The sequence below is a fragment of the Pseudoalteromonas sp. XMcav1-K genome (assembly GCF_044005875.1).
In the GTDB taxonomy this organism is placed as follows: domain Bacteria; phylum Pseudomonadota; class Gammaproteobacteria; order Enterobacterales; family Alteromonadaceae; genus Pseudoalteromonas; species Pseudoalteromonas spongiae.
Genome location: NZ_JBIPJE010000045.1, coordinates 14,899 through 27,295, shown reverse-complemented (window position 1 = coordinate 27,295; position 12,397 = coordinate 14,899). Strand labels below are relative to the sequence as shown.

Genomic DNA, 12,397 nt, shown 5'->3' with positions numbered 1-12,397 from the left:
CCGTTTTCCCAACCATTTTAAGCCAGTTTCGACTGGCTTTTTTTTACGCATGAATTTTCGCGCTACACTATTTGATAAATTTATTTACGTTTTAATTATAAATTGATTAATTTTACCTTGATTATTTAAACGCACAGCTTCACTATGCATTCATCACCAACAGAATTACATAATAATGAATATCGACTATCAACTACTGTCATCAGAATTAAGACGTACAGCGCCACTTGAACAATGCGACTCCCTCGGATTCGGCCAACAAAGAACCGACCATATTTTCTTAATGGACTATAAAGATGGCCAATGGATAGCGCCGCGCATTGTTCCTTATCAAGCACTGCAGTTAGCCCCAGGCGCAATGGCATTACATTACGGCCAATCTGTGTTTGAAGGAGCCAAGGCGTTTTTACACCAAGACAACGAGATTTATACCTTTCGACTCGACAAAAATTGCCAGCGTTTAAATGTATCTGCCAGTATATTATCGATGCCCAGTGTACCCGAAGATATGCAAATGTCGGCAATACACGCGCTGCTCGATGTAGAGCGATTATGGATGCCACGTGCAAATGGCGCCTCTATGTATATTCGCCCATTTTTATTCGCTACTGAAGATAACCTATCGGTTAGAGCCAGTAACAGCTATACCTACGCGGTCATGTTAAGTCCTAGCGGTTCTTATTACCCAAAAGGAATGACAACCTCGCTTAAGCTCCTTATTTCAAATACTTATCACCGAGCGGTGTCAGGTGGTACGGGCGCTGCTAAAGCGGCGGGTAACTATGCGGCATCATTGCGTGCACAAAAACAAGCTGCAAGTTTCTCAGCAGACCAAGTATTGTACCTTGACGCAAGCAACACGTATCTTGAAGAAGTGGGCGCAATGAATCACTTTCATATAACTAAAAGTGGTCATTTAGTTATTCCAGAATTTACCGACACCATCTTAAAATCAATTACCTCTGAATCCATTTTAGCTTTGGCAGCGCGTCTATCTGAAGAACTTGGCCTAAAACCGATACAACAAAAAATAGCGCTAACAGATTTCTTAGACGATATAAAATCGGGTGAGATAATTGAAGCGGGTGGATTTGGAACAGCAGCAGTCACTGCATCCGTAGGCCATTACATATTAGAAAATGGTGAGCATTATACGGTTGGAAACGGTGAGATTGGCAAGCTGACTTTAGCACTTCACCAGTTTTACAGTGATATGCAACAAGGTCGTATCAAGGCTCCTAGTGGTTGGTTGCAAAAAGTAGCAACAAACGCGCTGTAATCGATTAACTATGGCTTAGCTCGGCCTTTCAGCAGCTCAGCTAAGCCATCTAAATTTTTTAACGTTTCACCTTTCTCCTAGAAGCCTCTGAATTAACAATCATTTTTTGCCGATTTTCGATTCTTTGACTAGAGTAGTTATACCAATTGTTTTAATTTTCTTGATGAGTTTAAAGATTACTCAACAGCATAGTTAACAACGTTTGGTTTAGAATTATGTTTCTTTTGTCACATTCAGGGACGAAATATGAAAAGTATCAAAGCTAAGTTAATGACAAGTGTACTGATAGGTCTTTTTTCAATTCTTATTGCAGCACTTATCTCGGTATTTATTTTACGCTCGCTCGCCAAAGACTTTGACAATGTAATTAACCAAGAACTGGATTCACGTGAGCAAGTAAATATGGTTTTGAGTAATTTTAAAATCCAAGTGCAAGAGTGGAAAAATATATTGATCCGCGGCCATGACGCAACACAGTATGAAAAATATTTGCAGAGATTCATAGATAAAGAAACGGAAATCCAAAACGACTTAGCGTCGCTAAAAACTAAGCCTTATTTGCCAACCGCGCTCCAAACAAAAATATCGGAACTACAAAAGCAACATCAACAATTAGGTGCGCTCTACCGAAAAGGCCTAATTGACTTTAATAATGCAGACTTTAATACACAAGCTGGCGACAGCGCGGTTAAAGGCATAGATCGCCCGGTAGTTAAATCTCTTAACTTGCTTAGTGACGAGATTAACAAAATTGCACTTACTGAAACATCACATTTGTCTAAACAAAAAGATCAACTGATTAACTATACCTTAATCGGCCTTACCGTGATTACAGTTTTAACCATTTTATTACTAACAAGGTACATTCGCATTTTAATTACTCGACCGATTAATCACGCAGCTAAGGTGGCAAACGAAATTGCCAATGGCAATCTTGATAATGCAATAACTGGGCACAACCGTGATGAAATTGGCTTATTATTAACTGCACTCTCGCGCATGCAACACAATTTAAATGAGGCAAATACAAACTTAACTAACCAAATGGAACACCAAAAAGAGGTTGCAAAAGTGAATGGGCGCATTAAACAAGCGCTTGATAACGTTGCCGCGCCCGTTATGATGTCTGACAGCTCGCACAAGGTTATTTATTGTAATAACCAATGCAAGTCGCTGCTAAATAATCACCAATCTAACATTCAAACTACCCAGCCACACTTTACCAGTTCAGCTTTGATAGACCATGCCGATAGTCTGTTATTTGATAACCAGCCAGAATTTGATGTATTGAAAAATGCTATTTCGACACAAGTTGAATGTGAATTAACTTACCAAGATAGCGTTATATTTGTGATTGCAGGACCGGTTAAAGATAGTTCCGGTGACGTAATAGGCATTGTTTATGAACTTAATGATTTATCAGAACAACGCCGTGCAGAGCAGCAAGTTGCAACAATTATACAAGCTGCAGTTGAGGGCAAACTGGCAACACGAATTGATGCAAGTGAATTTGGAGGCTTTATGTTGACACTTGCAAACGGCATTAACCAAATGCTCGATGCCATCGTAAAGCCCGTTAAACAAACACAAGAATATTTAAATTTAATTGGCAACGGACAGATCCCAAAGAGCATATCTGGCGACTACAAAGGTGATTTTCTATTAATTAAAGAAAGCTTAGAGCAATCCACCAGCGCGATTGCAAAACTGATTAACGACACTAACGCCATTGTACAAAGCGCTGTTATTGGCGAATTATCAAAACGGGCAGACGCCGATAGTCACAACGGTGATTACAAAAAAATTATCGAAGGCATTAACGCAACACTTGATGCCATTGTTACACCAATAAACAACACCTCGTTATATTTAGATCAAATAGCTAAAGGTGATATACCAAACACCATTAGTAACGATTACAAGGGCGACTTTTTACAGGTTAAACACAGTCTCGAAACCTGTTGTAATGCCATTCAAGGCTTAATATCAGATACTAACTTATTAGTTGACGCTGCATCGAGTGGGCAATTATCAACACGCGCCGACAGCAATAAACACAGTGGCGATTTTGCAAAAATAGTTATTGGCTTTAACGACACTTTAGATGCAATTACCCACCCATTAAACGAATGCCAAGATGTAATGCAAGCACTCGCCGATGGTAATTTATCTAAAACTGTAAATGGTCATTATCAAGGAGAGTTTGACACATTAAAACAAGCGGTTAATCGTAGCGTTGAAAACTTATCGTTATTGGTGAAGCAAATTACCGATACCGCCTCTAACATCACTGATTCTGCAGATGATATAAAGCACGGCATCAACGATTTAAGCAGCCGAACCGAATCACAAGCCGCATCAATTGAAGAAACAACCGCATCGATGCACGAAATTACCGAAACAGTCAAACGTAACTCTGAAAACGCGCAGGTTGCAAATCACTTAGCCACAAAAGCTGATGAACAAGCGCAAGAAGGCGGTCGCCTTGTTGGTAATACAGTCGATGCGATGAAAGAAATAAGTACAAGCTCAAGTGAAATATCGAGCATAATTGAAGTAATTAATGAAATTGCATTTCAAACTAATTTGCTTGCATTAAATGCAGCTGTTGAGGCGGCAAGAGCTGGTGAAAAAGGGAAAGGGTTTGCGGTTGTCGCAGCCGAAGTACGCTCTTTAGCGCAGCGAAGCGCCGATGCGTCAAAAAATATTGCTGATTTACTCAATGATAGCGCAACAAAAGTGGAACACGGCATGGCGCTTGTAACGCAATCGGGTGATACGCTTGCATCTATCGTATCTAACATTCAAGAACTATCTGCCAATATGGCGAAAATTGCCGATGACAGTGCGGAGCAAGCCAACGGGATAAATCAAATCAATACCGCCATTAAACAAATGGATGGCATTATTCAACAAAATAATGGGCTAGTAGAGCGTGCAAATGCATCCAGTAATAATATGGCCGAACGAGCAAACGAGTTACGGCACTTAATGACGCGTTTTTCTCACTAACAGTGCACTTATGGCCGCAATAATAAAAGCCCGTTTTTTACGGGCTTTTATTATTTAAAAATGAACTAGGGCGTCAATCGTTTAGGCGATACCGCCTTGTGTTAATTTTTCAGGGTTGAGTAAATTTTCAAGCTCTTGTTGTGAGAGTTCGGTTTCTTCTAAAGCAACATCAATGATTGGTCGATTTTCTTTGTAGGCTTTTTTCGCAATGTCTGCGGCCTTTAAATAACCAATTACCGGATTTAGCGCTGTGACTAAAATCGGGTTCTTATTGAGTGATTTATTAATGTTCTCTTGTTTAACCACAAAGGTCGCAATTGCTTTATCCGCAAGGTGGTAACACGTATTCGTCAGAAGGTTAATACTTTCTAACACATTGTGGGCAATAACTGGCAACATAACATTGAGCTCAAAATTACCTGACTGACCGGCAACGGTAATTGTCGCGTCATTACCAATAACCTGCGCACCCACCATTGCAGCAGCCTCAGGAATAACTGGGTTTACTTTACCCGGCATAATAGACGAACCTGGTTGTAATGCTTGAAGTTCAATCTCACCCAAACCTGATAGTGGGCCTGAGTTCATCCAACGTAAGTCGTTTGCAATTTTAATAATGGCAACTGCTAGCGTTTTTAACTGGCCTGACAAAGCTACAATGGCGTCTTGAGAGCCAATATTATAGAAAAAGTTTTCACTTGGTTTAAAGCTAATACCAACCGCAGCACTAAGGTTACTCGCAAATTTACCGGCAAATTGTGGGTCCGCATTTATACCCGTACCAACCGCCGTTCCGCCTTGTGCAAGCGGCTTCACCTGTTCAAGCGATGTGTTAATACCCGCAATAGCATTTTCAATTTGGCTTTTCCAGCTTTCGAGGGTTTGTGCAAACGTGATTGGCATCGCGTCCATTAAATGAGTACGGCCTGTTTTACAAATATGCCCTACTTCTTTCGATTTTTGTGTTAACGCATTAATTAAGTGGTTCGCCGCTGGCAGTAAATGGTAGTACACACCAATACAACAACTTACCTGAATACTGGTTGGAATAACGTCGTTAGAACTTTGTCCCATATTCACGTGGTCGTTAGGGCTTACGTTTTCATCAAGGGAATTAGAAGCAAGTGTGGCAAGTACCTCGTTCATATTCATATTAGAACTTGTACCCGAGCCGGTTTGAAATACATCGACTGGGAATTGGTTGTCATATTCACCTGTCAGTACTTTTTCACATGCATCAACAATGGCTTCACTGATATGTGGCTGTAAGTGACCGAGTTCTTGATTTGTTTTAGCTGCCGCAGACTTTACGTACGCTAATGCCTGAATAAACCATACGGGCATGGTTAAGCCACTAATAGCAAAATTATCAACTGCACGTTGCGTTTGAGCTTGATACAAGGCATTGGCTGGTACCTTTAATTCGCCCATGCTGTCTTTTTCAATTCGGTACTGTGTCATAGTTCACCTTTTACACGCTAAAAATTCATTACTTAAAATGCGTAACTCTCGTTCCAACTTATAATATGCCTCTAACTTACCATGATATGTACGATAAAACCGTTTGAGTGCAAACAACGGTTGATATGTAAAATCAAGGCAGATGCGTTGCACCACACTACCAACAAGTGGGTCGCATACTTTACCCAGTAAATCAAAGAATAAACGCCTTAAAAAGAGCTCTTGTAGCAAAGATTGTTGGCGCTCACCATAGAAATTTGCAAGTACTAAACCGGTCGAAACCAATTCATCCACTATTTGATATGCACTTGCAGACGAACATTTGCTTAGTTTAGTTAAAAGCACTGAATAGTGGCTGTGAGTGTCGCTCGCATTCATTTGTAAATGATTGTTATTATCAATTAATTGAGAAGCTTAATATAGATGCAAATTAAATGCAAACGATTATCAATTACATAAAATTAACGACACGAAGATCTATTTGCTGATTTTTCCAAACACCACAAGATGACATTTGTCATATGCAATTGCTGACAAACGTCTCTAACCACCAAGCTCCTTTTGAATAACACTATAACTGCGCCGAAAAAACGGTCAGTCATTAATCATATAAAGGAAATTACTATGTATCTAATTACTAAAAACATCTACGCATTACTTATTGCTACTGCAACGTTTACAGCTAACTATGCAAGTGCTGATCAAACGACTATTGATGAGATTGAATTGGCGTCACAGCAAAATAATGTGGCTCAACTTACACAAATCGCAAACACTGCCAAAGGCTATGATGCAGCGCTCGTTAACTACCGCTTGGCTATCGCGCATAACATTATGGGCGAGAGTGACAAAGCGATAAGCTTACTCGATAGCGCGCAAGTGATTTTAACAGATGAAAAACTTAGCGAAGACAAAACAGAGGTTAATGCATTACTTGCCCAAGTTTACGGCTATCGCATTTCAATAAAGCCAATTACAGGTATGTACTACGGCATTAAATCGTCTAACGCGCTTGAAAGCGCGAGTGAAAGCGATGAAACAAACCCGCGTGTGCATTTAATTAAGGGCATTATCGCTTACAACACACCAAATATTTTTGGTGGTAGTAAACAACAAGCTCTTAAGTCACTCAATACTTCAATTAACCACTATCAAAACGATGACAATCTCGGTTATCAGTGGGGTCAGGCCGAAGCGTTGGTTTGGCGTGGGCTTACTCACTTAGCACTTAACGATGTACAAAGTGCGCTTGATGATTGGCAGGCATCACTCGACATCGCACCAAACTACAGCTGGCCACAAATGCTTATTAGCAATAATCAAGGTTAACCGCCCAACAAACAGCTAATGGGCAGCGTGCTGCCCACTCTCTAATTAGGATCTATCATGAAAACACTAGAACAGTACCGTGAAGAATATAAACAGAAAAAACTACTCGCCATGCCAATCGCTGGCTGTTTCACATGGGCCGTATTGGGTATTTTAGGTACCTTTATCGACAACCAATACATGGGACTTATCACCTTTATTGGTACCGGAATGATTTTTTACATCGCGTTAGGTGTAGCCAAGTTAACGAATGAAGCCCTGTTTGTTAAAAAATCTGAGCGCAACCCATTTGATAATTTATTTTTAAGTACAGTTCTTATGTCTTTGATGGGTTATGGTTTAGTGATCCCAATGACTCAACTTGATCACACCACCGTACCGTTAAGTGTGGGTATTATGTCGGGGTTAATGTGGCTTCCACTTTCTTGGACGTTGCAGCACCCACTCGGTATTATTCATACATTCACACGCACAGTATCCCTTGTAATTTTATGGTATTTATTTCCGGAAGATAGATTTGTAGTACTGCCTTTTGCTATTGTACTCATCTATTTATTTAGTATTTACCAACTGTATTCACGCTGGCAAAATCAACTAAAGCAAACACACTCAACGGCATTAAACGTAGGTCAAAATGGATAATTTTAAACAAAGCCTCGCAGTAGAAGGAAAGTCATATTGGGTGTGGGGGCCACTTGCCTTTTCTAGCTTTTATTTTTTACCCCTTATTTTTAGTTTTGAACGGTTTACGCTATTTAAACTTATCGCAATGTTTATGCTGTACTGCGTATTCATTGTGTGCTACGTAAAAGCAGTCAATGCGAAAGGTGAAAAAGCACTCTCACCCGTATTAAAGATAGTAGTCCTTGCTACTTTCGGCGCTTATATTACACCGGGCACACAAGCACTGTTTGGCTTTGCCTGCTATTTTTGTGGCTTTAACTTTAGGCAACATAGAGGGTTACAAGGGTTAATAGGCGTATTACTTGGCATTGCGCTATCGGCCTATTTGTTTAATCTGATGGATTTGTACTACATAGTGCCAGCCCTTATCACCAGTATTGGCTTATATTTTATGGGCCGTGCTGAGCGCCGCGAACGCCAACATAGATTAAGTGAACAACAAAGCCAGCAACAAATAGAACAATTAGCTATGGTGGCAGAGCGCGAGCGTATCGCCCGAGATTTACATGATTTAGCAGGTCATAGCTTATCGTCAATCGCACTAAAGGCAGAGCTTGCTGAAAAGCTTATCTCGAACGACCAAGTATCGTTAGCACAAAACGAAATACAGCAAGTGGCAACCCTTAGTCGTGAATTATTAAGCGACATTCGCCAAGCGGTTACCAATATGAAGCAGTTTAAATTAGACGAACAGTTAAACCACCTAGCAGGCGAACTAATGAAAAATGGCTTTCAGGTAAACATCAAAAATAACTTACAAAACACCTCGCCAGCTTTACAAAATACCGTATCACTTGTGCTAACTGAAGCAACCACTAATATTTTACGTCATAGCAAAGGTAACAAGGTTACAATTGATATTAGCGAGAACAAAATTTCAGTAACTGATAATGGCAAAGTGCATACATTTACAAACGGCAACGGCCTTAGCGGTATAAAGCAGCGTATTGAAGCGCTGGGTGGTGAACTCCTTGTCAGCAACAAAAATGGCTTTTGTTTAGCCATGACTTTTAAAACGGAATTATCATGATAAATGTACTTGTGGTTGAAGATCAGCAAATGGTTAGAGAAGCAATTAGCGCGCTGGTTGGTTTAGACCCGTTTATTAATGTTGTTGGCCAAGCACAAGACGGCAAAGCAGCACTCACGTTTTTACATGAAAATACTGTCGATATTGTGCTTTCAGATATTGAAATGCCAAATATGACCGGAATTGAATTAGCGGAATCTTTGCAAAAGAATAATGCTAATTTAAAAACCATGATTATGACAACCTTCTCAAAAGCAGGTTACATAAAGCGCGCGATGAACGCAGGTGTGTATGCCTTTATCTTAAAAGAAGCCCCGTCAGAGCAACTCATTAATGCTATAAAATCGGTGCAACAAGGTAAAAAGGTGATTGACCCAGAACTTGCCCTACTCGCACTATCAGATACAGACCCACTTAATGATAAAGAGCGCAAAGCACTAAAACTTGCAGGCGATGGTCTTAAGACCCACGATATTGCGGCTAAGTTATTTTTATCAGAAGGCACAGTGCGCAATTACCTGTCAGAAGCTATTAGCAAATTAAACGCGGTAAATCGTGTGGATGCAGCGCGTATCGCACAGCAAAAAGGCTGGTTATAAACCAGCCTTTGGAAACATATTATTTGTGGTAGCTCATATTTAAACTAACATTTTTAAATTTTTAGTTCGATCAAATCGTACAGTTGAGTAGGTCTACTACGATCTAACAGCGGTCTTTCAAAATTACTTTTCTATTTCGTCAAAGTACATTGCTTGCATAGTCAGGAAAACGACCCAATCGCTCGTTTTCGTCCCGAGATAAGAGCCATCACTGCTGCATTTTAATAGCACTAGCAAATAGTTATGAAGTTTGTTACAAATGAGTCATTCATAAAAACGAGCAACACTGTGGTAGAAAAACACGCGATTCATTCGCTATAAACATGTTAGTTGTATAGGCTGATTTGACCTAAATAATTATCAAAGGGTTTACTTATGGAAAAAGAGTCAAAAAAGTCAAATAGCTATTACGTTTCCTGTTTGTTGTCTGTAGCTGGGGCAGGTTACTTTCTCTCTGAAGATAATTCTGTTCTTTCGATGATACTTCTGGTGGTAGGTTTAGTGTTCCTATCTATTGGTTTAGTTAAAAGTCAAGAATCGTTTAAAGACGATATTGAATAAAATACAACTAACAAACAGTTTAAAAGTGGACAAAATTAAGTTGGCTGGTTTCGCTCCGCTTCACATTATAGCCAACCAAATTTTGCCTTTTAACTGAGGCGTTACGACTATCCGCTTACGGCTCTTAAGTGACTTTCAGATTTGATTGAGTCCTATTAATCGAATCTGAAAGATCACGTTCAAACTGATTTATTATTGCTCGTCAGGCTCAAAACCAAATTCACCACTAATATGATTTGGGTAACCACAAATAGCGCGCGATGTTGCCATACCTGCCATGGTTGCGGCTTCCACACAACCTGCATTAACACCGGTTTTAATCCAATCTCCGGTAATCAACAGATTAGTAAATTGCGTTCCATCCGTTGCTAAACGGTATTGGCTAGAATTAACCACCGACATTACATAACGCTCACTGGGATCGACATTTGCACGCCAATATTGGCTATCAAAACGCGCCTCTCCTACCGCATTTGTTTTATCCATTAGTGCTTGCCAATCAAATTCACCTTGTTTGGCAATATCCGGCCACAGTGGATACATTTGCTGCGTAAGTTTAAAAACACTATTGGCTTTTACGCGTGCGTTACACACGGCTTGAAAATCACTCTGGGTACTTGGTGGAAAACTGTCTTGCGTAAATGCGCTACAAAAATAGGCGACATTTTTCGGCTCAACATCACCTTGCCAATCTTCTTTATTAATCAGCTGATCCATTGACGCCCAAGTATCAAAGGGTTCACTAAAGCCACTTAAAATTGGTTGCTCACCACTTGCGGGCGTATACGCCCAACCTGTTTCATCGAGTGGTTTGTCTAACCACAATTGAAACGCTTGTGTCGCAACGGCTTTTACTTTTTGTGAAGTTAAACTTAGCCCATGGTCTTTTGCTAATAACTTTTCACATAAATGAGGCAAACTGGCGACTGATATCCCATAGATGACTTTATCAAAATCAACGCCCTGTTTTAGCGTCACTTCTGGCAGAGCTTCGCCAAAGTGTTGCTGATACACATTTGGCCAATCACTGTAAAAACTTTCTAAATTAATATTGTGCTGTTTTATTAGCGCTGTCTGCTCATCGTCAATTTGCTCATAAAGTGGAAATGACGGCCAGCATGGTAACCCTTTTACATCAACAAGCGGATAATATTGCCCTGATTTTAGTGCAACCTGCTTAATCAGTTTAATCTCATCGACACTGTTTTCGCCTTCAATGCTTTGCGTTGGTAAAAGTTGCGTTACTTGATGGAAATATTCAAACTTAACACCGCGTTTAATAAGTAACTCGTAAATCGGACTAAATATGGTATCGCCCATACCTGCTTGCATTTTCCACATAACTCCGCCGTGATAACACAGCGATAAGCGCAGCATTGCCAACGCCGCGACGCCCGCTTCCACATTCGGTTTTGCAAAGTCCCCGTCTTGATAAGCAAAGACAAGATCGTAAAAACCACGAACCGGCGCAGAATCAACTGAAAACTGTGTGTTTGCCCCGTGCTTTTCTAACCACGCTCTAAAATCAAGATTGTTAATTGCGCCAAAGCCACGTTCAAACACCTTGTCTTCAATTAAGCCTTCCATCATGGCAAGGGCTAAATCAGCGCAAATATAAAGGCGGCGAATATCAGCGTTATCTTCAAGTAAGTCTTCAAACTCTTCGTTTAACCAACGCTTAAAACGTCGGATGATCCACTGAATCGCGGATGGGTGTTTTGTATTAGATAGGTTTTTATCGCTCGCACGCTTATCAAAAAAGTAACTAAGCTCGCTTAGCGTAACTTGAATATGTTTTGAGAACGTTTCTAACGAATCTTCGGCATCGTCTTTAAACTCTTGCCATTCGTCTTTGATATCGTCGATTTTTTCTTTTACTTCATCAATAAAGTGGGCAAATAGGTTTTGCTCTTCATCGTTTTCAGGCGTTTTTATATCGCGACCTTTATTCAAAGAGTTCGCTTTGTACTCTAATTCGCCGATAAACTTTTTTATCCAAAAGTATAATAAGCGCGCGATTTCCCAAAAGTGTAAATCCAATGTGCCTTCGGCAGGGTTGCCTGGAATTAGCGGAAAATCAACAGGCCATGTTTGCCACTCGTTATCAATCAGCTCTTGTAATACAACATAACTGTGAGGCTTAAACGCCTCTTGCCAGGTTGCTAGTGGCATGCTTTCGGGGCGTGCTAATTTTTCGTAGACTGATTGAATTGTTTTAAAAGAGTTAACATAAGCGCCAAACCATACGTGAAGTCCGTGCTCTTCGATACGTTGCCCTAAATACGGGTTACGGCCACTAGCGCCTTTACCACCAATGCGCCAACCTTGCTGATACACTGTGATATCGTACTTATCTTGCCAGTTTTCATCGTCTGTTAAATACACTGCGGCGGTCATCGCTGACACGCCACCGCCAAGTATCACAATTTTTTCTTTTGCCAT

General features: G+C 40.4%; 10 protein-coding genes. 7 read left to right on the top strand and 3 right to left on the bottom strand.

Translation table 11 applies throughout. The annotated features are described in order from the left end of the window. Nucleotides 1–175: 175 nt before the first annotated feature. Nucleotides 176–1,279, top strand: coding sequence for a branched-chain amino acid aminotransferase (locus tag ACHSBP_RS13025; protein WP_021033073.1), 1,104 nt, complete (start codon nucleotides 176–178; stop codon nucleotides 1,277–1,279). Nucleotides 1,280–1,525: 246 nt separating this feature from the next. Beyond that, a complete protein-coding gene (locus ACHSBP_RS13020; RefSeq protein WP_395389075.1) occupies nucleotides 1,526–4,291 on the top strand; it encodes a methyl-accepting chemotaxis protein in 2,766 nt (921 codons plus the stop codon). A gap of 81 nt (nucleotides 4,292–4,372) precedes the next feature. Here ACHSBP_RS13020 and ACHSBP_RS13015 read toward each other — a convergent pair whose 3' ends face one another. Both ACHSBP_RS13015 and ACHSBP_RS13010 read right to left on the bottom strand, forming a co-directional pair. After that, nucleotides 4,373–5,752 carry a class II fumarate hydratase gene (locus tag ACHSBP_RS13015; RefSeq protein ID WP_395389074.1) on the bottom strand — a complete coding sequence of 460 codons (1,380 nt, stop codon included), beginning with the start codon at nucleotides 5,750–5,752 and terminating at the stop codon, nucleotides 4,373–4,375. A gap of 3 nt (nucleotides 5,753–5,755) precedes the next feature. After that, a complete protein-coding gene (locus tag ACHSBP_RS13010) occupies nucleotides 5,756–6,130 on the bottom strand; it encodes a hypothetical protein (RefSeq protein WP_010559254.1) in 375 nt (124 codons plus the stop codon). A gap of 246 nt (nucleotides 6,131–6,376) precedes the next feature. Between ACHSBP_RS13010 and ACHSBP_RS13005 the strand changes: the two genes are divergently transcribed. The 5 genes from ACHSBP_RS13005 to ACHSBP_RS12985 all read left to right on the top strand — a co-directional run bounded on the left by ACHSBP_RS13005 (nucleotide 6,377) and on the right by ACHSBP_RS12985 (nucleotide 9,955). Then, nucleotides 6,377–7,081, top strand: a complete 705-nt coding sequence (locus ACHSBP_RS13005) for a tetratricopeptide repeat protein (RefSeq protein ID WP_395389072.1) — start codon at nucleotides 6,377–6,379, stop codon at nucleotides 7,079–7,081. 57 nt (nucleotides 7,082–7,138) lie between these two features. After that, complete coding sequence (locus ACHSBP_RS13000; protein ID WP_395389071.1) at nucleotides 7,139–7,723, top strand: DUF7010 family protein; 585 nt, start codon at nucleotides 7,139–7,141, stop codon at nucleotides 7,721–7,723. Next, nucleotides 7,716–8,795 carry a sensor histidine kinase gene (locus tag ACHSBP_RS12995; protein ID WP_395389069.1) on the top strand — a complete coding sequence of 360 codons (1,080 nt, stop codon included), beginning with the start codon at nucleotides 7,716–7,718 and terminating at the stop codon, nucleotides 8,793–8,795. The genes ACHSBP_RS13000 and ACHSBP_RS12995 overlap by 8 nt, the downstream gene beginning before the upstream one ends. Beyond that, complete coding sequence (locus ACHSBP_RS12990) at nucleotides 8,792–9,394, top strand: DNA-binding response regulator (RefSeq protein WP_010559258.1); 603 nt, start codon at nucleotides 8,792–8,794, stop codon at nucleotides 9,392–9,394. Before ACHSBP_RS12995 ends, ACHSBP_RS12990 begins: the two co-directional genes overlap by 4 nt. A gap of 375 nt (nucleotides 9,395–9,769) precedes the next feature. Next, on the top strand, nucleotides 9,770–9,955 hold the full coding sequence (locus ACHSBP_RS12985) for a hypothetical protein (protein ID WP_010559259.1): 186 nt from the start codon (nucleotides 9,770–9,772) through the stop codon (nucleotides 9,953–9,955). Nucleotides 9,956–10,147: 192 nt separating this feature from the next. Here ACHSBP_RS12985 and ACHSBP_RS12980 read toward each other — a convergent pair whose 3' ends face one another. Further along, nucleotides 10,148–12,397, bottom strand: coding sequence for an NAD(P)-binding protein (locus ACHSBP_RS12980; RefSeq protein ID WP_395389068.1), 2,250 nt, complete (start codon nucleotides 12,395–12,397; stop codon nucleotides 10,148–10,150).

What these genes read in the sequence shown, in the direction of transcription:
- ACHSBP_RS13025 (WP_021033073.1), top strand. Translation starts at nt 176, where the DNA reads ATGAATATCGACTATCAACTACTGTCATCAGAATTAAGACGTACAGCG.
- ACHSBP_RS13020 (WP_395389075.1), top strand. Translation starts at nt 1,526, where the DNA reads ATGAAAAGTATCAAAGCTAAGTTAATGACAAGTGTACTGATAGGTCTT.
- ACHSBP_RS13015 (WP_395389074.1), bottom strand. Translation starts at nt 5,752, where the DNA reads ATGACACAGTACCGAATTGAAAAAGACAGCATGGGCGAATTAAAGGTA.
- ACHSBP_RS13010 (WP_010559254.1), bottom strand. Translation starts at nt 6,130, where the DNA reads ATGAATGCGAGCGACACTCACAGCCACTATTCAGTGCTTTTAACTAAA.
- ACHSBP_RS13005 (WP_395389072.1), top strand. Translation starts at nt 6,377, where the DNA reads ATGTATCTAATTACTAAAAACATCTACGCATTACTTATTGCTACTGCA.
- ACHSBP_RS13000 (WP_395389071.1), top strand. Translation starts at nt 7,139, where the DNA reads ATGAAAACACTAGAACAGTACCGTGAAGAATATAAACAGAAAAAACTA.
- ACHSBP_RS12995 (WP_395389069.1), top strand. Translation starts at nt 7,716, where the DNA reads ATGGATAATTTTAAACAAAGCCTCGCAGTAGAAGGAAAGTCATATTGG.
- ACHSBP_RS12990 (WP_010559258.1), top strand. Translation starts at nt 8,792, where the DNA reads ATGATAAATGTACTTGTGGTTGAAGATCAGCAAATGGTTAGAGAAGCA.
- ACHSBP_RS12985 (WP_010559259.1), top strand. Translation starts at nt 9,770, where the DNA reads ATGGAAAAAGAGTCAAAAAAGTCAAATAGCTATTACGTTTCCTGTTTG.
- ACHSBP_RS12980 (WP_395389068.1), bottom strand. Translation starts at nt 12,397, where the DNA reads ATGGCAAAAGAAAAAATTGTGATACTTGGCGGTGGCGTGTCAGCGATG.